At 57.2% G+C, this 21,841-nt stretch carries 29 protein-coding genes and 1 pseudogene; 24 read left to right on the top strand and 6 right to left on the bottom strand.

Going from position 1 to position 21,841, the window contains the following annotated elements; all coding sequences use genetic code 11:
- The 13 genes and pseudogenes from GQ56_RS45665 to GQ56_RS46675 form a co-directional block, all read left to right on the top strand.
- Nucleotides 1-171 carry a hypothetical protein gene (locus tag GQ56_RS45665; protein ID WP_161788579.1) on the top strand — a complete coding sequence of 57 codons (171 nt, stop codon included), beginning with the start codon at nt 1-3 and terminating at the stop codon, nt 169-171.
- Between the two features lie 133 nt (nt 172-304).
- Nucleotides 305-1,108, top strand: coding sequence for a hypothetical protein (locus GQ56_RS44745; protein ID WP_152601862.1), 804 nt, complete (start codon nt 305-307; stop codon nt 1,106-1,108).
- An 88-nt stretch (nt 1,109-1,196) separates the two neighbouring features.
- A complete protein-coding gene (locus tag GQ56_RS0126510; RefSeq protein ID WP_031401525.1) occupies nt 1,197-1,406 on the top strand; it encodes a helix-turn-helix transcriptional regulator in 210 nt (69 codons plus the stop codon).
- Nucleotides 1,407-1,417: 11 nt separating this feature from the next.
- Entirely contained in the window at nt 1,418-1,747 is a 330-nt protein-coding gene (locus tag GQ56_RS0126505; RefSeq protein WP_031401524.1) for a helix-turn-helix domain-containing protein, read from the top strand.
- A 3-nt stretch (nt 1,748-1,750) separates the two neighbouring features.
- A complete protein-coding gene (locus GQ56_RS0126500) occupies nt 1,751-2,170 on the top strand; it encodes a helix-turn-helix domain-containing protein (protein ID WP_031401523.1) in 420 nt (139 codons plus the stop codon).
- Between the two features lie 160 nt (nt 2,171-2,330).
- Entirely contained in the window at nt 2,331-2,819 is a 489-nt protein-coding gene (locus GQ56_RS46255) for a hypothetical protein (RefSeq protein ID WP_063962869.1), read from the top strand.
- Between the two features lie 107 nt (nt 2,820-2,926).
- Nucleotides 2,927-3,355 carry a hypothetical protein gene (locus GQ56_RS0126490; RefSeq protein ID WP_031401521.1) on the top strand — a complete coding sequence of 143 codons (429 nt, stop codon included), beginning with the start codon at nt 2,927-2,929 and terminating at the stop codon, nt 3,353-3,355.
- 2 nt (nt 3,356-3,357) lie between these two features.
- Nucleotides 3,358-4,437, top strand: coding sequence for a hypothetical protein (locus tag GQ56_RS0126485; RefSeq protein ID WP_235212764.1), 1,080 nt, complete (start codon nt 3,358-3,360; stop codon nt 4,435-4,437).
- A 12-nt stretch (nt 4,438-4,449) separates the two neighbouring features.
- The gene (locus GQ56_RS44740) at nt 4,450-4,911 is read left to right on the top strand and encodes a hypothetical protein (RefSeq protein WP_152601861.1); all 462 of its coding nucleotides are present in this window, start codon (nt 4,450-4,452) and stop codon (nt 4,909-4,911) included.
- Nucleotides 4,912-4,915: 4 nt separating this feature from the next.
- On the top strand, nt 4,916-5,572 hold the full coding sequence (locus GQ56_RS0126480; protein ID WP_043301666.1) for a hypothetical protein: 657 nt from the start codon (nt 4,916-4,918) through the stop codon (nt 5,570-5,572).
- A gap of 314 nt (nt 5,573-5,886) precedes the next feature.
- A complete protein-coding gene (locus GQ56_RS0126475) occupies nt 5,887-6,489 on the top strand; it encodes an SHOCT domain-containing protein (protein ID WP_031401518.1) in 603 nt (200 codons plus the stop codon).
- A gap of 191 nt (nt 6,490-6,680) precedes the next feature.
- On the top strand, nt 6,681-6,959 hold the full coding sequence (locus GQ56_RS39580) for a transcriptional regulator (protein ID WP_043301665.1): 279 nt from the start codon (nt 6,681-6,683) through the stop codon (nt 6,957-6,959).
- Nucleotides 6,960-6,999: 40 nt separating this feature from the next.
- Nucleotides 7,000-7,095, top strand: a pseudogene (locus tag GQ56_RS46675) (SOS response-associated peptidase family protein); the annotation flags it as partial.
- 417 nt (nt 7,096-7,512) lie between these two features.
- On the opposite strand, the gene GQ56_RS0126465 reads toward GQ56_RS46675, so the two are convergent.
- The 3 genes from GQ56_RS0126465 to GQ56_RS43235 are packed head-to-tail and all read right to left on the bottom strand — an operon-like array spanning nt 7,513 to nt 8,582.
- Nucleotides 7,513-7,791, bottom strand: coding sequence for a pyocin activator PrtN family protein (locus tag GQ56_RS0126465; RefSeq protein WP_031401517.1), 279 nt, complete (start codon nt 7,789-7,791; stop codon nt 7,513-7,515).
- Between the two features lies 1 nt (nt 7,792).
- Nucleotides 7,793-8,068 (bottom strand): helix-turn-helix transcriptional regulator, encoded by a 276-nt coding sequence (locus GQ56_RS0126460; protein WP_235212763.1) that lies wholly within the window; start codon nt 8,066-8,068, stop codon nt 7,793-7,795.
- Nucleotides 8,058-8,582 carry an excisionase gene (locus GQ56_RS43235; protein WP_161788578.1) on the bottom strand — a complete coding sequence of 175 codons (525 nt, stop codon included), beginning with the start codon at nt 8,580-8,582 and terminating at the stop codon, nt 8,058-8,060. Before GQ56_RS43235 ends, GQ56_RS0126460 begins: the two co-directional genes overlap by 11 nt.
- Before the next feature lie 332 nt (nt 8,583-8,914).
- Between GQ56_RS43235 and GQ56_RS0126450 the strand changes: the two genes are divergently transcribed.
- From GQ56_RS0126450 to GQ56_RS0126445, 3 genes are all read left to right on the top strand, one after another.
- Nucleotides 8,915-9,262, top strand: a complete 348-nt coding sequence (locus GQ56_RS0126450; RefSeq protein WP_031401514.1) for a hypothetical protein — start codon at nt 8,915-8,917, stop codon at nt 9,260-9,262.
- A complete protein-coding gene (locus tag GQ56_RS44730; protein WP_152601860.1) occupies nt 9,255-9,809 on the top strand; it encodes a hypothetical protein in 555 nt (184 codons plus the stop codon). The genes GQ56_RS0126450 and GQ56_RS44730 overlap by 8 nt, the downstream gene beginning before the upstream one ends.
- Before the next feature lie 972 nt (nt 9,810-10,781).
- Nucleotides 10,782-11,696: an integrase domain-containing protein gene (locus GQ56_RS0126445; protein WP_031401513.1), complete on the top strand. Its 915-nt coding sequence runs from the start codon at nt 10,782-10,784 to the stop codon at nt 11,694-11,696.
- Nucleotides 11,697-11,904: 208 nt separating this feature from the next.
- Here GQ56_RS0126445 and GQ56_RS0126440 read toward each other — a convergent pair whose 3' ends face one another.
- The 3 genes from GQ56_RS0126440 to GQ56_RS0126430 all read right to left on the bottom strand — a co-directional run bounded on the left by GQ56_RS0126440 (nt 11,905) and on the right by GQ56_RS0126430 (nt 13,960).
- Nucleotides 11,905-12,879: a DUF4238 domain-containing protein gene (locus GQ56_RS0126440; protein ID WP_031401512.1), complete on the bottom strand. Its 975-nt coding sequence runs from the start codon at nt 12,877-12,879 to the stop codon at nt 11,905-11,907.
- A gap of 69 nt (nt 12,880-12,948) precedes the next feature.
- Nucleotides 12,949-13,425, bottom strand: a complete 477-nt coding sequence (locus GQ56_RS0126435; protein ID WP_031401511.1) for a hypothetical protein — start codon at nt 13,423-13,425, stop codon at nt 12,949-12,951.
- A 40-nt stretch (nt 13,426-13,465) separates the two neighbouring features.
- Nucleotides 13,466-13,960: a hypothetical protein gene (locus GQ56_RS0126430; protein WP_031401510.1), complete on the bottom strand. Its 495-nt coding sequence runs from the start codon at nt 13,958-13,960 to the stop codon at nt 13,466-13,468.
- Here GQ56_RS0126430 and GQ56_RS41915 point away from each other — a divergent pair.
- The 8 genes from GQ56_RS41915 (at nt 13,959) to GQ56_RS0126395 (ending at nt 21,778) form a co-directional block, all read left to right on the top strand.
- Nucleotides 13,959-15,020: a TIGR04255 family protein gene (locus GQ56_RS41915; protein ID WP_081894975.1), complete on the top strand. Its 1,062-nt coding sequence runs from the start codon at nt 13,959-13,961 to the stop codon at nt 15,018-15,020. The genes GQ56_RS0126430 and GQ56_RS41915 overlap by 2 nt on opposite strands.
- A complete protein-coding gene (locus GQ56_RS0126425) occupies nt 15,020-15,415 on the top strand; it encodes a hypothetical protein (RefSeq protein WP_152601859.1) in 396 nt (131 codons plus the stop codon). The genes GQ56_RS41915 and GQ56_RS0126425 overlap by 1 nt, the downstream gene beginning before the upstream one ends.
- A gap of 5 nt (nt 15,416-15,420) precedes the next feature.
- On the top strand, nt 15,421-15,951 hold the full coding sequence (locus tag GQ56_RS0126420; RefSeq protein WP_031401508.1) for a hypothetical protein: 531 nt from the start codon (nt 15,421-15,423) through the stop codon (nt 15,949-15,951).
- 613 nt (nt 15,952-16,564) lie between these two features.
- Entirely contained in the window at nt 16,565-18,109 is a 1,545-nt protein-coding gene (locus GQ56_RS41910; RefSeq protein ID WP_075123021.1) for a DUF4403 family protein, read from the top strand.
- 593 nt (nt 18,110-18,702) lie between these two features.
- Entirely contained in the window at nt 18,703-19,311 is a 609-nt protein-coding gene (locus tag GQ56_RS0126410; RefSeq protein WP_235212762.1) for a hypothetical protein, read from the top strand.
- Nucleotides 19,312-19,421: 110 nt separating this feature from the next.
- On the top strand, nt 19,422-19,967 hold the full coding sequence (locus GQ56_RS0126405) for a hypothetical protein (protein ID WP_152601858.1): 546 nt from the start codon (nt 19,422-19,424) through the stop codon (nt 19,965-19,967).
- Between the two features lie 305 nt (nt 19,968-20,272).
- Nucleotides 20,273-20,986, top strand: a complete 714-nt coding sequence (locus GQ56_RS0126400; RefSeq protein WP_031401504.1) for a hypothetical protein — start codon at nt 20,273-20,275, stop codon at nt 20,984-20,986.
- A gap of 96 nt (nt 20,987-21,082) precedes the next feature.
- Nucleotides 21,083-21,778: a hypothetical protein gene (locus GQ56_RS0126395; protein WP_043301663.1), complete on the top strand. Its 696-nt coding sequence runs from the start codon at nt 21,083-21,085 to the stop codon at nt 21,776-21,778.
- Nucleotides 21,779-21,841: the final 63 nt, after the last annotated feature.

Raw genomic sequence — 21,841 nt, 5'->3', positions numbered from 1 at the left:
ATGAACGAATACGAAGTCGAAATCGTGCAAGGCAAGTTGGACGTGGCTCTGTTCCACCTCTACCAGGCGCGCCGCCGCCATGTTCGCGATCAGCATTTGCCGCCGGCCGTGCAGATGCTTGAGGAAGTGAGGGAACTGCTTGAGGGGCGGCGTCCAGACGGCGGCGCGTAAAGGTTCCCGACTGTCGGTTGGTCAACTTACTTTACGACTTGCCTCTGCCTAGCTCGACGGAGCGAAAAGCCGGAAACCTTCACCGGCCTGGCAGGGGCTCCTGGTTGAGGGCTCGCACGGAAGGATGCGACGAATGAAACAACCAGAAAGGCTGTCGCTGAAAAAGGCGATAAATGCGACGAAGAGGCGATTGAACCGACCGGGAGACTTGGCCTATGTGATTTTCTTCCCGAGTGCTATAGGGCCTATCACGCTACCCGGTCGGTTTATGCCCAATCAATTGGACGACTCCGTGAGACAGTTCCGGCAACCGGAAACCGAGCGCTATCTACGTGACGACCTATACGCCAACGGTGGATGGCTCGAATCAGCTGCGCACCTAAGCGATAGGGAAATAGCCCTTTTAGGCGATGGCTGGGGCGGCCGGATTCTGCCTTCGGGTCTTGTCGGTAGTTGGGGAAATCCGACGGATTTGGAGGAAGATTTACAAATAGCCTACGCATTAATTCCAGCTGGATTTACAGAACTGCCCGTGTCGCCTGTCGTGCTTACCATCATTCGTGAAGTGGTTCTGATGCTTCACAAGAAATACGCACCTGATGCGGACATTGGCCGCGCGCAATCTGATGCGCAATCAAAGAGGGGAAGTAAGGGGCGGCGCGCAAAGAATAACTCCGGTGGAACGCTGGCCGACGTTATCCGCATACTGAGCCGCGAGCATCCTGATTCAAGGCCGTCCGAGATATGGCCGCACTTGAAACAAGCGATACAAGAATGGTCTGGTGGCGATGTGGCTGAAATCGAGGGTAGCGGCGATAGCCGTTCATACCGATACGTTCCACCAAATGCTGAAAGCGAGGACGCTGTTCGCCCGATTTCTTATGGACAGTTTCGCAAAGAGCTGCGTAAATCTAGAGGCGGAAAAAACGGCAATTAACCGGGTTGCGGCCCGGGTGCTTCTTTTAATACGGACATCGACGAGCACAACCGTGCATGTGTCGAGACAAACTCTAAGGAGAGAGTCGATGTCCGTGAATACCAAGGGCCTTCGCCCTACCCAAGCCGCCGAAAAGCTCGGTATCGGCATGAGCACGCTCTGGTCGCGTGCGAAGCACGATGCTGATTTTCCGAAGCCGGTGAAGCTCAGCAGCCGCACCACCATCTTCATCGAGGCTGAACTCGATGCCTATCTCCAGAAGCGCATTGCTGAATCGCGCGGCATGGTTGCCGCGTAAGGAGGCTGCGTATGACCGGCAAAAACAACAAGGGCCGCAACCCCTGCCAGGGCGCGACCCAGATGACCAGCAAGGTCAATCATAGAGATATGTCGGCCGCTGCGCAATGTAAGCGCGTGCTCGAATATCTCAAGGCCGACGGGCAAACCACCTACAGCTTGCGTGCCAAAGGCATCAGTCACCCTGCGCAACGCATCAAGGAGCTTGTCCGGCTCGGTTATCGCATCTACTCACATCGTGTCTCGGCAGTCGACTCGGACGGGTTCCTGCACGCCAATGTGGCGCGATACAGCCTGCTTGAACGCGAGCCGGATCTTGTCGACATGATGGGGGCGGCATGACGCATGGGCAAGTCGAAGCGACACAGCACATCGAGCCGCGATGCGGGTGGCTTTGTGCCGATTCCCTGGATGGTGCTGGACAGCCAGGCATATCTGGACCTCTCGCACCCTGCCAAGGCGCTGCTACTGGAGATTGCCAGGCAATTCCACGGGGACGACAACGGGCGAATGATCGTCACCATAGCCCATCTGAAGCCACGGGGCTGGACGTCCAACGACACGATCCAGAGGGCCAAGCAGGAGCTTCTGGACGCCGGTCTGATTTACGAGACGGCCAAGGGGCGCAGGCCAAACCGAGCGAGCTGGTACGCGCTGACATGGCTCAGCCTGGACAAACTGGACGGGTACGACGAGGGATCTGCGGCCGGATTTGTCCGCAGTGCGTATCTGAAAACGCAGCCCTTACACCGGGAGACGGTGTAGAGAGCACTCCTATTGCACCGGGAGACGGTGTAGAGGCCATCTCTCCTACACCGGGAGACGGTGCAATAGAGGCCGTTTTTGCCACTCTCTCTACACCGCCAGACGGTGACCCTCTAGAGAAGCCATCTACACGGGCAATTTCCCAGACTGAGGTACAGCGATGAACCAGCAATCGATGCTGCCCGAAACTGAAACGTTACTGAAACGGAAACGTCGGCACGAAGAGGCCACGATGGCCGAGTTCCTTGATGCGTGCAAGGCTGCTGGCGAAAAGGCGATCCCGGCCGACGATCCGGCCTATCGCTACGCAGAGCGGGCCGGCATTCCCGATGATTTCCTGGAGATCGCATGGCTAGAGTTTCGCGAGCGCCATCTCGACAACCCGACCAAGAAATACCGGGACTGGCGGGCGGCCTTTCGGAATAGTGTGCGCGATGGCTGGTTCCGCTTATGGCGTTTTGCCGATGGGCAATGTGTCCTGACCGTCCAGGGGGAACAGGCTGCGCGCGTGCACGGAAAGGCAGTGCAGCTGCATCCCGGCAAATTCGATCCGGTCGCTTACGTGAATCGCAACCGGAAACCGTCGCGCCATAGTGGCTTTGATCAGATCGACTACCGGGAGGGCATCAATGAAGACGGTTCGTTCTGAGCGTGGATCAGGTGCGGAGGAGGCTGGTAACCACAGTTGCTCATTCGGCAACGGCTGCTGTTTCGGCAACTAGTGCACCAATTTTAGAAAGTTATCGGAGATTAAAAATGAAGATGTTCAGTAAAGCTAACGATAAGACGGAAGCCAACGGTGCGAAGCGTGACGTGACCATCCACAACGAGCCGAAGAAGCGGCCGGATCATGTGATTGCGGAAACCGACGACGCGCAATGGAAAATTCCGCTCACCATAGAAGAACAATCGGACCTTGCATACGCTTACGAGGAGCTGCGGGCTCCCGAGCAAGAGATGCTGGAAACGTTCGTTGAATGCATTTACGGCGCGACGGCGGTCAAGCTGAATATTGATATTGTGCCGAAGTCACCGGGCAAGGTACGCATCTCGGTCGGACGCGGGATTCATGTAGTGGAGTACGCGGACGTAGGAGAGATAGTACTTCGCGGGATTCTGGAGGCTCAATCTCGCAAGGAACTGGTCGCGGACCTTGTGGCGACGTTCCCTGATGAGCAGGAGTAACGATGCGCTACTACGACCTGAAACTCACCCCGACACCTGATGCGAATCAGCAAAGCGGAACGTCCGCCAGTGTCACATCACTTCTGGGGCCTAGTGGTTTTGCGAGCGGCCTGGTTACTAAGACTGCACCGACAACGGCCGCGGCATCTAGGACGTGGACCTCGCATCCCAATGGGGTTTTCAATCCATCGGCCCCGGACATCGAATTCGATTGTCCGATTGCGGACTACGCCACCGCGCCGAACGCGTTCACGATAACGATTCACGGCGTATCGCTGGCTGATCTCAGTCAGGCTACTCAGTTCGAGGGTATGCAGTTATCGCTGCAAGGGGGCATGAAAACGGGGCTGCCGCTGGCGAATCCGTTACAAGCAGGGGTGCTAGTGAACGGGCAAGTGTTCCAGTCCTATGGGAACTGGGAGGGCACCAGTATGCGGCTCGATCTGGTGGTTTTGCCGTCGTCGTACTCGCTCGACAACCCTGGAAATATTGTTCTCAACTGGAAGGCGGGTCAACCTCTCGGGCCAGCGCTGACGAACGCGCTTCTGGTGGCATATCCGGGCGTGCCGATACAGATGAGCATCAGTGACCAACTGGTGCAGAACCACGACGAAGTGCATTTTTCCTCCACGCTCCAACAATTGGCGCAGTGCATCCAAGACATTACGCGCGGGTACTTCCTCGGCGCGGACTACGGTGGCGTTCGCGTCACGCTATCGAATGGTCGCTTTCTGATCTGGGATGACACTTTTCAGCCTCCTCAAATTCAGATCGAGTTCAAGGATCTCATCGGGCAGCCGACATGGCTGGCAAATAACGTGATGGTCTTCAAGACTGTGCTTCGGGCTGACCTCCAGGTCGGCGCGCGTGTCTTGATGCCGAAAGGAACGCAAAACACCCCCGGTATGGTGATATCGACCCAGCAGTCGTTTCCCTCAACCAACCAGAACTACTACCAAACCGCGTTTCAGGGACTTTTCCAGATAGTCGAATTGCGCCACGTCGGTTCGTACCGATCTCACGATGGGAAATCGTGGGTAACGATCGTTAAATGCGTTCCGAACACTGAGCAGACAACCTGAAGGAGTGGACGAATGATTGATGGATGGGTAACGGGAACGGTTGATGGACGGCCGCGAATCACGACGAAGGGCGATGCGCAGACCATTGCGGTGAAGCTGCGAGTTGCGAACGGCGTCGGGCCGACCATTTACACGAACGCCTTCGCGAGCGACGAAGAGCCGATGGAAGCGTTGGCACTTCTGCGGCACGGTGATGTAGTGATGCTGTTTGGGGCGCTTGTACTGAGGGCTTGGGCGGGGAAGGGCGAGAAGCCTGCGAAGCCGGGGCTAGATATTGCGGTCGCGTCCGTCGTCGAGGTTCAACGTCGCGGTCCCCCTGTAGACCGTTCCGCGCACGCACGCGCACGCGCGAGAAATGCATCGATGTGGCCGGAAATGGTTCAGCTTGGCGGGGAGAACTTGCCAACCGATGCGACCAATGCGACCAGTACGCACGCGTGTACGCGCGCGCGAGGCGTATCAATTGGAGGTTGACCACATGAAGGACACTGATATCACGGGCGAGCCGGCAGAATTGTCCGACGATCGACCTGATCATGCGGCCGGTGGCGAACCACCGACCGATCGCAGACGTAAGCTGTTGGCAACCGTCGCGAACGATGCCGCTATCCGGGGAGCGACAACCGGACTTGAATACGCATCGTCCATGTTTGGAAACGAATTGGATTTGCTGACGTACACGCAGGAGGTTCGGAAGCAGGCCGATGCGGTCTGTCGAGGTGACCTCTCTGGCGTGGAGGCGATGCTTTTGGCGCAGGCGAATACGTTGGATCTGATGTTCAACCAGCTCGCGCTCAAAGCCGCTCGGAGCGACCACTTGCCGAAGATGGAATCGTATTTGCGCCTTTCACTCAAGGCGCAAGCTCAGTGCCGCTCGACAGTTGAGGCATTGGCCGAGATCAAGAATCCGCGACCGGTTGCATTCGTGAAGCAGGCGAACATAGCGAACGGACCTCAGCAGGTCAACAACGGCACCGAGTCATCAGTCCGCGCGCGAGAGAAAAGGGCTGATACGACGAACGAACTATTGGAGAGCAACCGTGGCGAACGGCTGGACACCGGAACGACGAGCCAAGCAGGCCGAGGCAATCAGGCGATGGAAACCATGGGAACGGTCAACAGGACCACAGACTGAGACCGGAAAAACGACCTCTGCCACGAACTCCCGAAAACACGGCATGCGGTCGGTCGAATGGCGGGATCGACAGAGGCAAATCAATGAGTTTTTGCGCGAGTGCCGGAAGCGATTGATGAACGAGGACTGAAGCATGCTGGCGGTGTAGTTTCCGCGGAAAACACAGTTTTGGAAACCGCCCCGGCTGTTCGCATCCATGGCACGCCCGGATGGGGAAGGCCACAGATTGCTGGGGCTCGGTTCAAATCTGCTAGGATTTTCTGAACCGCAGGGCGGTGACTGCGACAACACAATCACAATTGACGGGGAATGCCATGACAGACAACAAAACATCCGGCCTCGCCGCAGAGATGCCGAAAGCATGGTCGTATCTTGATTCGATGCTCGTTGCAGGGGAAGCCGTTCAAGAGAGCACTGTGCAGCGCCGCTTGTTTGCGCTTATTCATCGACGGGCTCTCGTGGCGGCGACGTCCGGCAGGCTTATCGGGATGACTCGTGGTCTGCTTGGTGGTTTCTCTCCGATTGACCTCCGCTGGCAAGACATCAAGACGGCTCACATAAAGGCGGGGATCTTCGGAAGTACGCTGACCGTTACCGCCCTGACTCAGCCTGACTTGGCAAGCCGCGGAGCGCTTCGTGGATTTCAGTTCACCGGCTTGCGCAAAGCCGAGGCACAAGCCATCTATCGTATCTGCCAGGCACAGGAGCAGGCGTGGCGTGAAAAGCGCCGGCAGCGAGAGCTTGAGGAGATGCGTGCCAAATCTGGCGGGTTTCAAGGAAACTTCGGCGATCCTGGTGCATCGGCTAGCGAAAGTCCGACAGAGCGGTTGCAGAAGGCTAAGGCGATGCTCGATCAGGGACTCATCAGCGATTCTGAATACGAGACCATCAAGGCCAAGGTCATCAGCCAGCTTTGACGCGTTCACCGCGGTTATTAAAAACAGGGCCGGGATGTGGATAACTTTGCGTGCGTGATTTGCTCAAAAAACAGGCAAGCACGCTGTTGCTCCATCTCTCATGGCTGATGCGCCTCTCCCGGAAAGCGGAGAAAAGTTACCCACTTCTCTACATTTGATAATTGGAGGTTATGTCAAATTGAGGAGAGAAGTTGGCTTACTTCTCCGCTTTACGGGAGGTCTGCTATCCTGAGAGCGTACTCATCTTCGCGCCCGCAACGCACATGACACCTGACGAGTTTCAAACCGCTCTCGACCAGCTCGGCTGGAAGCAGGCCGACTTCTGCCGTATGGCTGGGGTCGACAAGAACACGCCGAGCCGCTGGCTCAAGGGAACCACCCCGATTCCCGGCTGGACGCCGCGGTTTCTTGGCATGGCCCTGGAGATTCGGCGGTTGGCTACTCTCATTGAGCCACCGAAAGTGGTATGAATACCTTCCCGAGCGCCGGAAGATGATGCAGTGGTGGGGCGACTGGGAGGAATGGCCGACGATGTCGAACGTCGAGGCGGCGCGAGCGATGCTTCAGCTTTATCCAGCTGAGGATATACTTGCGAAGCGCAATTGATGACTGGAGATTTTAGGGTGCCGATAGATCCGATCGTGCTTTCCCAGGCGTATGCGCTTGTGGCGGCCGCTGGCATGTCGGACTTTGTCATCAAAACTCTGGCGCCTCGGAGCATCGGCGGCAGTCTCGTTGCTATCGATCTGATTGATTCCCCCCGACGGAGTCCCGGTACTCCAGCATTCAATAAGCCTGATCCTCGCAGGCCCGGGGTGATTCGGAGCGACGACCTACTAGCTGCCGTGCGAGACGATGTCGCATTACCGCCACTGTTATTGTTTCAGCGACCCGGGGAAGTGCGATACGAGTTGCTTGCAGGGTTTCATCGCTACCATCTATTCGCGGCCCTTGGCTATACGCATGTGTATGCTGAGGTGACCGACCATATGCCGTATTAGTGATTTCATCGCGGCGAAGTCGCTACTCGGCAATCCACTTCCTTCCATGGAACGTCTCGTACTCCTTGACGGCAGCGGCACGTTGTTTGTCGATATACGCTGCCAGATCCATGATGTGGATGCCGAGCGTTGTCTTCTGCGATCCGTCCATCCGCACGACCGGGAGCTTGATCTCGCCGCGATTGATCTTACGCACGAGGATCTCGCGGCTGAGGTGCGGGAAGTAGTCCTTCCTGACGGTTTCGATCGGGACCACCGCGGTGGCGCCGTACTGGGCCATGAGTATGAAGACCGTGTTCATTTCACTGAGCCTCTGATAGATGATGCGGCCCTGGCGGCAACATCTCTGAGATCGGCCGTTTCTCGGCCCACTCTTCGAGTTCACGGACTAGCCATCCGACACGCTTCTTCGAGAGCGCTCGCGGAGCGGGGAACTCCTTGGATGCGACCATCTTCTTGATGATCGTTTCTGACAACGACATAGCCTCAGAAACTTGGTGGATGCTCAAGAAGATCGGTTTCATCGAGACGATCGCCGGCGCGACCTTCTTTGCTATGGACATGGCATCAGCGGCCATTGACCATCCTCCGAATCTTTTGAGCTACAGGATCGATGTACTCCGTGTTAGGTTCCACGAAGTACGTTCCGCTTACCTTGATCGGCATTGGGAACAGCTTGGCGTTTCGAACCCAGTTGAGTAGCGTATTGCGGTGAGGCGCGTATTGACCGAAGGTCTGTTCGGCCCAGACACTGAGCGGTATGAGCTTAGGCTGTCGTTTCGCGGATGGTGGTGCTGGAGGTTGGAGCGGCGGAGCATTTTTCAGGGCCTCCTGAACCCTTCTTTGCCTGTTGTCGATATCTCGAATTACACGCTCGTACAGAGGCAGCTTGCGTGCCTCCTTCTCTTCCTCTACCCATCGCAAATACTCCACGACGTTCAGTTCGAGCTTGCCGTCACCGATATATCGAAAGTGCCTGTCTCGCTGAATTCGACCGTTACGCATCTGGCTGATGACGGTCGAAGCCTTGCGCTTCACCGAGGCGGCTGCCTCTTCGAGAGGAACCCATCGATCGTTGTCATGCTTCGCCATCAGCATCTCCTATCGGTTGACCACGAGTTCCCATTGTCGCCCATTGTTTACAAATTTCCGCTTGACGACGTAGCGCGGCAGACATAATCTTGAACTGCGCTTGAGACAACAAGCGCCGGGTTTGGCGACCCGAGCTCTACAGGCGGACGACCGCCGCTCCAGGCGGTATTTTTTCGTCCGTTGTATCATCACGTCCATACTGTTACGGGTGGGCCGTGATGGGGAGACCTTCGGGTCTGCCGGTTTCCTGTAGGCCGGTTCGCCAACCCTGTTATGTGCCCGCCCACCCCATTTGGCGATGGGACGCGGGCTCCAAATCTACAGGAGCCATCATGTCTACCGCCGCATCCGCTCGTCCTGAGCAATCCACCGAAATCAAGCAGCTTCGCTTAGAAATCCAGTCAATCGATTCGATCTGCCAATCCCATCTGGATCAGATCGAGGCGCTTTCCGAGGTTGCGCTTCTGGCAATGGAAGCACCGGAATTTTGGGCGCATCCGGGCACTCTGCAGAATATTGTTAAGCTCATCGGTTACCTCGCGAGTGACCTGACTAGCTCGGTCAGTGCTGACGCGGAGAGTGTCCACTGCGGCTTCATCAATACGTTTGATATGGAGCGCAATGCCCGCGTTATCGACGCGTTCCGAAAGGCCCAGAAATCGGGAGCGCATCATGGATAAGCGCGAGATCGATCGTACTGGCGACTCACAGTCGCCTGAGGCAAGTTCGGTCGCCCATCCGGCCGACATCGGCGAGCTGACCATTCTTCTGGACCGGAAATTCGGTAGTGCTGCTTATATCGGGAACCGTGCGCAGCTTGAATCTGAAGGCGTTGTCCCGGCAACTACCGAGTGGCCGGAAAAATTCGATACCGCAGGTTGGGTAGCGGGTGGTATTCAGTATTGGTTGCGGAGAGCGCGTCCAGAGGGCGCAAAAGGCCCTCGCAAAGACTTTCTCAACTGCGACAACTGGCGCCTGAGCATGTATCGGTTTAATCGGGACCGTTTCGACCACGAGATCATGCGAAAAGCCGAAGAACTGCAAAAAGTGCTTGATCGCGATTCGCGAGCTGGGAGAGCGGCATCTGCCAAGCTCTGGGCGGCGACTTGTGCTGCAATGGATGATCCAAAGTTTCAGGCCTTCAAGGCACTCGTGCCGGGTCTGGTTCCGGAACCTCGGACTCGCCGCGGCGGCAGGCCGACACAGGCGCGGAAAATCGAACAGTAGGAATCGTGACGTCAAGACGATTTCGATACCGGAATCGTCTTGCGTCGACGAATGAGGCTGATTCGTCTGTGCGGTCAGTGATGACTGTCGCGCGCCGCCGAGAACGACGCTCACTTTTGACAGCTAGTCTGGTCTGTAGCGGCTAGGCAACACTACGATCTTCGAGCTCTAACTGTGCGTCACTTTGCGAATCAGCTTGCAAAGCGATGCGCATCCGAAACTGTCGCGTGCGTCACTCTGTAGACGCGACCGCTACTCTGGGGCGCCAGGCTCGGGCCGCTGAAAAACTGTTGCCAAGCGGTGCAGGCGTCGCTAATCTTGCTTCACACCCCGCCTGGGTAAGGCATCGACTGAAGTGCGCCGAAACTGATCGGCAATTGTTTGGAAAGCTCGCTCTGCGGGCACGGTGACTTGATCACCGAATTAACTGAGTAGGGCCTACGCCCAAAATCCGTCCATCGTTTCCAGATGGGCTCGTGACTGCCTCGCTGATAGGTGAAGCCCTCCATCGCCTTTTGCTTCCTGCGAAAGGCGCGATGTGCAATCCCCGTATGCCGCGCCTGCGGCAATCAATCCGTGACGTGCGCTCCCCAGCGCTAACGCCGTGTCTTGCTGCGTCCGTCTCAGTCGTCCTCGTGACGACTGGCGGCGCGCTCGGCCTCGGCGTCTGGAATCTCGTGTCGGCTCGCTCGGCACGCATCAATTCGCGCGGTCGGGGCATTGGCGCCCCCCGATCGGTCGCACAGCCAAAACACGGATCAAACGGGGGAAGCGTCTTCCCGCCACGCGTCGAACCTCATCGGGTTCGTGCGTGCCGGGCTACGTCAGCTGGCTGGCGTAGAACGCTCCCAATCTCACCAGGCCGAGGCTCGTGCCCCCGTTTGTTGTCTCCCAGCTGCGTTTTCGCGGCCCCGTCCAGCGGACAGGGAGACAACTGGGGGTCGAGCCTCACGTCATGGATTCGGGGTACGCATGTCGCACAAATCTCTCACGGCCGACCTGTGCCGTGCTGCGCGCGGGGCGCGTGGCAAACAGGCAAACTCGACCTCCAACGGTCGGGAGAAGTCGCTCGCGCGTTTCGCGCGGTTTCTGTGGGATATGGGCTTTCAGGTTCACACGACCGGTCAGCTCAAAGAGAAGCATCTGATGGCCTGGTCGAACGACATGACGGGCCGAGGATGCTCGAAGCGGACGGCCGTCAACAACATGACGCACATCCGGACAGCGCTCGAAGGGATTGGTCGCCGGCCGTTTGCCGACAAGATGAGCAATGCGGCGCTCGGTCTGTCGGGCGCGAGCCGGGCCGGTACGAAGCGGCCGATGATGCGAGACGACTTGGAGCTGTACCGCGCCGCCGTTGCTGCGATCGACCCGGGTATTGCGGTTGTGCTTGAGCTGCAGCTCGAACTCGGGCTGCGAGCGAGAGAGGCGGTTCAAAGCATCAAATCGCTGGCTGATTGGCGGCGCGCACTCGCGAGCCCGATCGGGGATGGCTTCGTGACCATCATCCACGGGACGAAGGGTGGCAAGACGCGACGGAGTCCGCCATTGGATCGGCAGCGCGCCGCCGAGCTGGTGGGGCGAGCCATTGGACTGTCGAACGAGTACGGCGGGAAGCTGGTCCGAAAGCCAGATCTGAGGCGGGCGATGGAGCGCTATCACTATGTCGTGCGCAGGGTCGGCATGACCGATGAGCGCGCACCGCATAGCCTCCGCTACGCGTACGCGACCGAGCACCTTGAGCGGCAGAAGGCAGCCGGCGTATCGCGCCGGGAAGCGGCCGCTGGCGTGTCGACATGGCTTGGCCACGGAGACGGGCGAGGGACGTGGGTGGAGCGGGTCTACGGGCGCGAGGCGCTTGCCGAGGTGGAGGTGCGCCATGCATAAGCCCGTCGACACGCTGCCCGAGGTGGGCCACTCACGCTGGAGGCAAATTGCTCCGTTTGTGGGCGTCTGCCGGGAGACATGGCGAAAGCTGTGCCTGACCGGGCGGGCACCTCAGCCGATTCAACTATCGTCGCGGTGTACGGTATGGAAGAACAGCGAGATTCATGCGTATCTTCGAGACCCGTTGCAGTTTCGCCCTGGCCAATGACTAAGTTGTGTTCCACCTGGGTTTCGCCAAGCGTCGCCCGAATGACTGCTGACCCAGTGTCAGTAGGCCGTTGGCCGTCTTCGTCCTGGTGGTTTCGAGAACCGGCGATACGTCTGCGAACTCCAAGATCATTTCTTCATGGCCGGTATCGGTTGCGATCACCGCCTCATACGCGAATCGACAGATCTGCCTGTTCATTGCGTCGACAGCATCTTCATCAACGTCACTACTATGCAGGAGTCCGTGTTGACCGAATGTCTCTCTGTACTCGGTGGAACCCACAATGATCAGCTTTGGACTGACTGGAAAAAGAAGAGCGATTGGGCCATCTTGATCGATGGTGTAGGGCCGTTGCTCCGTGAAAGGAACTGCGGGATCGAACCATAAAACTGGGTTGTCGCTAGTCAGGAAGCGACGGTCGGTCGTGTTATGGATCGCTGCGAATCCTAGCCGATCATAAAGACTGCCCATTCCCTTGAGCATATCCGTCATTGCACGAATGCTCTGATGCGGGTCGATGGACACTTGCACGAGTTCGGCGATGTTTTCTAACCCAGGGGGAGGTGGGGGGAGCGTTCCATTGGCCAGCAGGACCTTCATGGTGTCTTTGACCGACTGTGCGAGCGTAGCCTCTACGAGATCTCGTGCGGCAGGAACACGAACACGTTGCAGTGACATGAACTCGAAGATGTTGGGGAGTCGATCGTTCACGTCTTCGCGTCGATGTAGTCGCGCCACCGTCTCAGGCCAACTGCTTTCGATGACCGAAAACAGGCTTTCGAGTGTGTTGTTGTCTTGGCCGCCTCCGGAAATTGGCTGAGAGTAGTAGTAGCGGCGAAACTGCGTAGCGTCGGGAGTGACGTGCAGTGGCTTGCTGGGCTCGTCTTTTCGATAGACGAGCAGCCTCCCATCTGCATCGCAGAAGGACTTGAGGTAGGCCTTGGGGACGTAATGATGGCGTTTGGTCTGCTGCATGAAGTCCCCCGTGCGGAGTCGTTTGAGATTGTGTGCAAAGCCCTAGATGCAAGCGATGTGTAGGCTTGTCTACAATATCGGAATCAGTTTTGCTACCCCTAGAATGAACACGCAAAGGGAGATTGCCGAAAGGGTCCAATTTGCGACGATGAAGAAATTGTTGACTGTACCGTCAAGTACGTGGGTTGGAGCCGTGCTGGCAATGATGTCGGCAATATGATTGGCCATACGCCTGAGCGTGATGAAGCCGGTTATATAGCCTGATGCTAATGCGGCGAATGCAAGGCAGATCCCAATTAGAAAGCAGACGCCGGCATGTGTTGCCGCAACCTTGGGCGCATATCCACCACCATACATTGCGACAACACCAGCGAGTCCGGCAGCATTGATCACTATGAGATGCTTAACGGTTTCGAGTGCCCACTGCATAAGCTGGGACGACACGGCCGTCACCATTCCAAGAAGGAACTCGCGGACGGTCTTCTGCGTTTCGTCAGGAGCATCCTTGAGGTATCGATCGACTTTCGGTTGACGGTTCTTCCACATTTGGCCACCTCTGGCGTGACGAAAGCAAAATCTGTCATTCTTACGAATGACGAACAAAGGTTTCGAGCGCGTTTAACGCCATTGGCCAGTTTGAGAGCCCGGCATCAACCAGCTTCAGCGTGAGGTGCTTGATCGCTTCGCCCGGTAGCGACTTGAGCTGATCCAGGAGCCGAGACTTCTCGGGCGTGGGCAAATCGGACTCAGCGATCCGCTGGCCGATCAGCTCCTTCAGCGTGTCCTCGTGGAGTTTGACGGTCACGACGCCAAGGATCGCAGACAAGCCGCCGTCGTCGGCAAGGAAATCCATCCCCTTAGCGGTGATCCGAGGCAAGCCACTCGACATATGGCCGTCGAGACCGTACTTGATCGCGCTGTCGGCCAGGCCGTGCTCCTCGAGATAAACGAGATTGGCGGCGTAGCGCTGCATAGCGTCGTCGTCCATGGTGCTGAACAACTGTCGGATGTCATGTGAGCGGGGGTAGCTTTCTGCGAGCATTGTTAGCAGCTCGCGCTGGTAGTCGCGGTCAAGGTGCATGCTCTCTCCGATGGTTCTTCGCGGGGCGTATGGCTCGGCGTATATTCTGACACCGTTTCTTTTCGGCTCGGGCGGGCATCTTGCGAATCGTGTGCCTTGCGAGTTCGGTTGCTCGACGGAGATTAGTCGGCCCCTTATTTTATTTGGGGGCGGATTGATATTGCCTTTTTTCGTGCTACCTTCCGAACAGGAGCCATTTTGTGCTAACACAAAACGACGATCAGAAAAAGCCGTGACTCAAACAGCTGAGGGTATCGCTCGCGTCCCCGTGAAGTTTTTGCGGCCTCCAGTCTATGAGGTTGCATGTGGCGTGTACTTCTCCGCAAGCCATCCGCTCTTGACCGCGCATATCGGAGCGTACTGGGAGCGCGTTAGAAAGGAATTTCCGAACGTCCAAGACGCGCCTCCCCTTGTCAATGTTGCCGACACACAAGGCGACATCCCGCTGATTAATTTTGAGCTAGCGAATCTTCCGCCGTTGCGGCGAGCATGGTTCCACAGTGCGGATGGGCAGAATCTGATTCAGGTTCAGCAAGATCGGTTCATTTTCAATTGGAAGCGAGCGTCTGATAGCGACTCATACCCTAGCTACGACGTTGTGATTAAGCGATTCGAGACTCAGTTGGCCGGATTTTGCGCTTTTTGTCGTGAGGTAGGCGTCGGAGAGTTATCGTTCCGCCAGTTTGAGCTGATTTATGTGAATCACATCATGGATTCGAATGGATTGGCGGCGACAGGGCTGACGGAGCTTTTTGTTGACCACAAGCGAGCATCGGGGAAGCGCTTTTTGCCTTCGCCGGAAGGTATCAATTGGACGTCAGTTTACGAGCTGCCGGGTAACGCGGGACGATTGCAGATCCTTGCCCAAAGCGCGTTCAGACTCCCATCCAAGGAAAAATTGGTACGACTTGATATCGCGGCTCGAGGACTTTCGGCGGATAAAACAGATGAAGGGCGCCGCGCGTGGTTCGATTTGGCTCACGACTGGATCACGCATGGATTTGCAGATGTAACAAACCCAGATCTTCATTCGGAAAAATACTGGCAGAGGACTTCATAATGGACTGCGTTGCTACTGCGGTGCCGTATGCAGATTCGATTGAGGCATTTGCTGGGACAGGCTACACGCAAGATGTGCCGCTTCTTCCTCGTCATTTGCGTTACGTGATGGTTCAACTTCCCGGAGCCCATGTGAAGGCGTGGGAGATCAAAGAGCGCGATAGCGTGTCAGTCATGCAATTTTTGGATGTTGGTGAATCGTTGGCTACTGCGGCTGATGATGAAATTGAATCGGATGTGAGCGCGTTCGCAGTTGCCTCAACGCCCTCAGTCGACTCGGATGACGATAACCAGTTCACGTATAGGCATATTCATCTGAAACAGGTGTTTTCCGTACAGGCAACTTATAAGCATGTTGGTAGGCTCAAGCCTCGGAAGTTCTCGTTCGACGAGTGAGATAAATGTCAAAGCCGTTTTGGATTGCGGTCAAGGGCTCTGACCTAGCCCAAGGGGATTTACTTCACAAGTGTCTCGTTCCTCAGTTTGGAGAGAACTTCGGAGCAACGGGCGACGGTGCGAGTGAGACGGTGCCCGTTGGTGAGGCCGATCTTGTTATCGTGACGCAAAGCTGCGATTTGGAGAACGGTAAGGTCGATCTGGTCGCCATGTGCCCGGTCTACACGTTGGACGAGTTCGAAGAAGAGAATCCTGATTTCAAGACGAAGGGACGGTGGGAAGAGGTTCGCAAAGGGCGCGTAGAGGGGCTGCACTTACTGGGCGGCCCTACGAAGCCGGCAGACAATCGCGATAGCCTAGTTGTGGACTTTGGCCAGATTTTCAGTCTCCCTCCTGATTACCTTTCAAAGCTTGCGGATGCTTCGGGGGAGCGTTGGCGTCTTGACTCTCCATTTCTCGAACATTTCTCGCAGGCGTTCGCGCGATATTTCATGCGAGTTGGGTTGCCGTCTCAAATCCCGAAGTTCACCAAGTGAAGTAGCTCACTTCGTATTTTTGGTACACACTACGGTACACAAAGGCCCTGCCAACTTGACGGGGCCTTGTCGTATATGGAGTCTGGCGGAATTGCTAGGTTCTGTATCGAAGTAGTTACCTGTCGTCACCTAAGTTTCGCAGGAAAGAAACTGAAAAGCCCCGCCAGACATAGATCGACTCCCGATATTCCGCAAAGTTTACCAATCGACAACTAGCGGTTTTTGGCATGCAAGATGGCATACACCGCGCCTCTACGCGAAAATCTGTATGCCAAAGATACCTTGGGGCCTTATCTGGCATGATTGACGAGCGTGCACTGTCTGGAAGAACAGCGAAATCCGTGCGTATCTGAAAAGCCCGTTGGATTACCGTACCGCGGAAGGGTGAAGTCTAAGAACTGGTGTCGAGTGCCAATTTACATTTCCGGTGCGCAGTGACGTTCCGACTTGAGCCACGGGAACCTGAAAGCTGCGCGCAAGTAGCTATATCATCAAAATTGGGGATGCGGCCTTATTTGGCCTGAATACAATGCAGAGGCTCGAGAGTATATCCGGTAGATACCGCGCCGGCACCGGGCACCATTCCAGCGCATGCATCGTTACCGGAGCTGCCATGACTGCCAAACGCCCCTTCTCCGTCGCACCGCACTGGCACAATGTTGCGGCATTTCTCATGGCGGTAGGCCTGCTTATCGCACTGGGACTCGGCGGGTGCCACAAGTCCGACGTCAACTTATCCGACAAGCCTGCTGAGTCCTCGCAGCCGTATGAGAACGCGCCTGCTGATAGCTGGGTGTATCTCGATGCGAATATCCCTCTCGCTCAGTTGGCCGAGTTTGTTAATGCGGCAGTGCCGCCCTCGTTTTCGGGGAATGGGCAAACGCCTGAGGCGTGCAAATTTGGCAAAATATCGTGTGTGCATGCAAATTACGAGTACGGCGCAACGCGCGGACAGGCTGTTATAGGCCCTGCGCCCCAACACGAAGACGCAATACTGGTCCAGGTGCCAATAGCTATGACCGCCAATGCGAAGCTTTCTGGCACCATAGCCCAAGTGCTTTCTCTTAAGAAAAGCGTCTCGGCCGCAGCAGAACTTCGGATCACTCTCGGGCTTCGACTCGACGGAAATGGGTGTCCGGTTCTTGACTTTGCGGCCGACCACAATTGGACCCATCATCCTCAACTCGAGATTGCGCACAACGTGAATGTGGATATTGATGACATAGCAAACAAAATATTCAACGGCTTTCAAGCCGATGTTCGGCAGAAGCTGCAGGCTCAACTGTCGTGCGTTAAATTCAAGCAGTTGGTGGCCACGTACTGGAAGCCTTATACCTTCCCTGTTCAGGTAGCGCCGCAGCAACCGACCATCACTGTGGTGGTCACCCCCACGCAACTCGCCGTGGATGTGATGGAAGTCACTGATGACAACCTGCACATCCTCGCACTCGCTAAAGCCAAGACGCTGGCGACGACGACGCCTGACTCCAGCTACCCGGTCTCGGCCCCCGATGTCACCTCGCTCAGCAAGGTTCGCCGACCGGGGAATAGCGCCATGCACATCGTGTTGCCAGTGACGGTCGGCTATCCCGAAGTCACGACCGCGTTGCGTAGCTACGTGGTGGGCAAGACCTTCTCGACTAGCATCGCAGGCCAATCCGCCAGTGTCGAGGTACTAGACGGCACGATTTATCCGTCTGGTGGCTCGCTCGCCGTTGGCCTCAAAATCAAAGCCAGCCTCCCTGGGAAGCTGCTCGACACGTCTGGCTGGGTGTATCTTACTGGTCAGCCGGTGGTGGCTGCCGACGGCAACACGCTCGTGCTCGACAAGGTGACGTTCGCCCGCCAACTGGACAATGATCTGGTCATTGCGGGTAGCTTCGTGTTTCAGGACCTGATCCGTGCCAAGGTGCAGGAAGCCCTCACTAAAGCGCTGAACCTGCCGCAGCGCAAAGACCATGCGTTGCAAGCACTCAGCGACACGGTTGCTGCCAAGGCGAAGGGCAACGGCTACGCGCTCGAGCTGGCCAACCCGAAAGTCAGGCTGAACCGGGTCGTCGTGGCGAATTCGTTGGTAGTCGAGCCACAGGTCGACACCGACTTGGTCATTCATACTGACCTCAAAGCACTTTATACTTCGATGCAGACCAAACACTGATTGGGGGGGGCGATCTCGAATAGGTGGCCATTACACGCTTGGGGATAGCTTGGTCACTTTGCGTTTGTGGTACACCAAAATCTGCGAATGCGTTACATGCTTTTCTGTATAAGGATCTAACGACGTTTGCTAGGTCCTGTATGGACCCAGCCGGACCCGAGACCATCAAGAAAATGCGGAATCCATTTACAGATAATGGTTCCTCTAGCCAACCAAATCTGACGCGCTTCATTGGTATCCAAGGGGCGATGGTACACGGTTAAGTACACACGAGACGTCGCCGATTTTCCCGTGTACAAACCGTGTCCAAGATCGTTACGACACTCAATGACACGCGCGTCAAGGCGCCGAACCCAAGGCGAGCGGGTACGTCGTGGCTGATGGCCAAGGATTCGTGCTCGAAGTAATGGCGAGCGATGCAAAAATCGTGCGCTACACGGCGAGTCGTCGCCGCCGCTCGTCCAATCAATTGCAATGAGCCTGACCGTCGCGATCATCGACGTTGGAATTGAATATCCTGAAAAAGCTACTTAGTGGTGGGTTGGCGGCCCATTGTTGTCTTACAATTTGGATTCGACTCATTTCGCAAAACCTTGCTTCGCAGCTTGAATTCAAAAAATATCAAATATGCCAACGCGATTTACCGTGCGGCGACCCCTGTCATCCGTATTCATGGCATGGAGGGCGGACGCTGGAAGCGAAACGTAGCGAAGGGCGCGAGAATCGGCCCATGGCTTCAGGCCAAATATGACATCCTGAATGCCGCAGTCTGGAGCGCGAAGGCCCCCTGCTTATACTTGGTCGCCGGTAACGATGAGGTGATCCGGTATGTAGGTATCTCCCGAAACCGGCTCAAAGACCGTTGGCGGACATCTCCCGCATACTACGCGGACCCGATGATCCGCCTTCCCGAAAAGCAGCTTTTTCATAGCCAATGCTGGAAGCACATCGAACTCGAATGCGCCCGCCACCCCGAAAACAGCTATGAGGTTCGGTGTATTGACGGTGCCAGCTTGCTCCCTCTTCTTGAGCATTTTGGGCCGCCTCTTTCAGCATTCGCCGCGCTCCAGGGTGACGAGGAAGGCATCGTTGCCGGAGTCGAGCGCTGGATGTGCAATAACAAGGGGCCGGAACTTGTGACGTGGAACGTTGCGATGACCGGGGGCAGTGCCAGCAACTCGCGCAGCTCCGAGTCCGAGTGAAACGCCCGCTCCTTGAAGCGACGAAAAATTCTCACCGTTGGGAGTTGAGTGGTGCCGCATCGGCGATGCTCAGTCGACTCCTGTAGAGTAGCCAACCAAAGAGACCAGAAATGAACAGGCCGTTTGTCGTCGTCACTTGCGCTGCGTTGTTATCCGCATGCACGGTTCAGCAACCCATTGCCCGGTATGCTATTTCCGCTGACAACCGTGCAGCGATTAAAGTGCTTCACGCCAGGGACGTCGCAGTCGGGCCGTTCGTTTCGGCCGGCAAGATAGACCCGGATTGCCGAGGCGGGATGATTGTCACGCCTCCGGATGGTCTAACGTTCGAGGGGTACATACAGAAGGCGCTGGCAGATGAACTGAAGGTAGCTGATTCGTACAACGATGTCGTGCCGAAGGTGACTCTTTCTGGCCGCGTTGAAGAGCTTGAGTTCGCTTCGATGGAGGGGCTCACTGGTGGCTATTGGAGCATCAAGCTGGTAGTCAGCTCATCCAACGGCCAGTCACTGACCGTTCAACACAAATCCACGTTTAAAGCAGGTTTCGAGGGCTCTGAAGCTTGCCGGCGCGTTGCAGCGCAATTTCCCGCCGCGGTACAGGATGTCATTCACGCGCTAGTCACCGACAAGGCTTTTACGGCGCTGTTGCAGTAGCATGAGCTGGCGTCGACCGGCCGCGCACGAAGACGTGCACCCAGCCGGCGCAACGACATGGGCAGCTATCCAGCCTATCCGCCGTCCTTCGTGGTCGGCTTCTTACGGTGGCCGGTACGTGAAATCATCGCCGTGGTACCTGTATCGGCAATTCATGGTGCACAGGTTGGTACACGGGATTTTGATTCTTCGCTTGAGGGCTCGTGCAGTAAGCCACCGGGATACCTGCCAACATTCTGTATCGAAATGAACGGGCGGGCCGAGAGAGCCCCCAAGCTGCAACACATAACGAACGCGGGGCATGCATGGGATTCGGATTCGGAAAACGCGGCGAGCCGTCGGCCAATTCGACGATCGACATGGCGAAAAGCCAGCGGTCGCGGTCGAATGACAACTTCACCGAAGGGCTGACGGTGCGTCGTGCGTTCGCGGTTTTCGAGTGCTGTGCGTCGTATGGCGCCTACGTCGACCTCAACGACGTCGATACCGGCTGGAACTACCTGCGGGAGGAGGGGCTGGTCTCGACCGGTCTGGAAACCGCGTGGAAGGACCTGGACGGCATCCTGCTGACCTATGCCAACGCCGGCGTGCTCGCCAAACCGGACAAGGAGCGCGCGGGCCAGCTGATGGATGCGATAGAAGCGCAGCTCGAAGCCGCGTGCGGCAAGGTGGAGGGCATGGTGGATGCGGTCGTCGCGATCAATGTCGCCCGGCTCAAATACCCGCCGAAGAGCTGGATCGTCGACGGGATATTCGCTGCCGTATTCGGCGTGATGGGCGGCACGATCCTGGGCCTCATGGCCGGCAAGCTCGCCGACAATACCCCGGCGGTCGAGAATGTCGTGTTCGCCCTCGTGATAATCGGCTCGGTGCTGGTGGCGCGATACCGCCATCAAAAGAAGATCGTCGCCGCCGACGCGAAAATCGCGCAGGCGCGCGCCGAGCTTGACCGCATGGTCGTCAGGAACCTGTCGCCTTCCGCCTATCCGCCACCGATGCCGGCCTCGGGTGCTGCCTGAAGTCGCCATCGGGCGCAGCGCCTGCCGCTGACGTCTGTCGAAGCTGATTCCGTCGCGAGGCCGACGTCGGCCGCGCGCATTACACCGAGGGCCACGATGTCAATCAATCCGACCGAACGCAACGCCATCATCCGCGCCGTCTTTGCCGACGGCGCGTCGTATCCCGACCTGACGCCCGGCCACGTCGCATTGATGCGGCGGCTCCGGGTGGTCTGGCTGCCGGTCGAATCCGGCGCGCCGGCCATTTATCCGGAATCGCCGCTCACGGGGAGCGACGCGACGATCGATCTCGCCAAGGCGATCCTCGATACCGACGACGACGTACGGGCCATTCGCACGCTGGCCGAACTCGGCCATCTCGTGCCCGAGTTCGTCACGGCCGCAGGTGAGCTGGCGCCGGGACACTATGTGATCCCGGAGGCGCTTCGCGAGGCATTCGATTTTCCGGAAAGCGGTGTCGATGCGTCGGGGCATTTCGAATTGCGCGCCGAACATCTCGACCTGCTGCGCGCGGCCCTCTGGATGACGGTCGACTCGTACTCGATCGACGACGTGCTGAGCGAAGACGACTTCTGGCCGTTACCGTGCATCGACGGCAAACGGCCTTACGGAGAGTGCTCCTACATCCAGATCGACATGGCCGAACTGCTCGGCGAGCCGTACCAGTACGACGCCGAGCGCAACCTGATCGAAGACGCGGACAAGGATGCACGCCTCGAGCGTCTCCATTACGAAACGCTCGCCGCGCTCCAGGTATTTCTGATGCATGCCGAGCTGACCACGCCGGCCTGAGGGCGTGACGGTCCGGATCGTCGAATCTGCATCGATACGCGAGCGGATCGACTCGTCCGGGCC

It is taken from the genome of Burkholderia paludis (assembly GCF_000732615.1).
Lineage (GTDB): Bacteria > Pseudomonadota > Gammaproteobacteria > Burkholderiales > Burkholderiaceae > Burkholderia > Burkholderia paludis.
The sequence above is the reverse complement of the archived record's forward strand: the minus strand, read 5'-3'. Positions and strand labels throughout refer to the sequence as shown.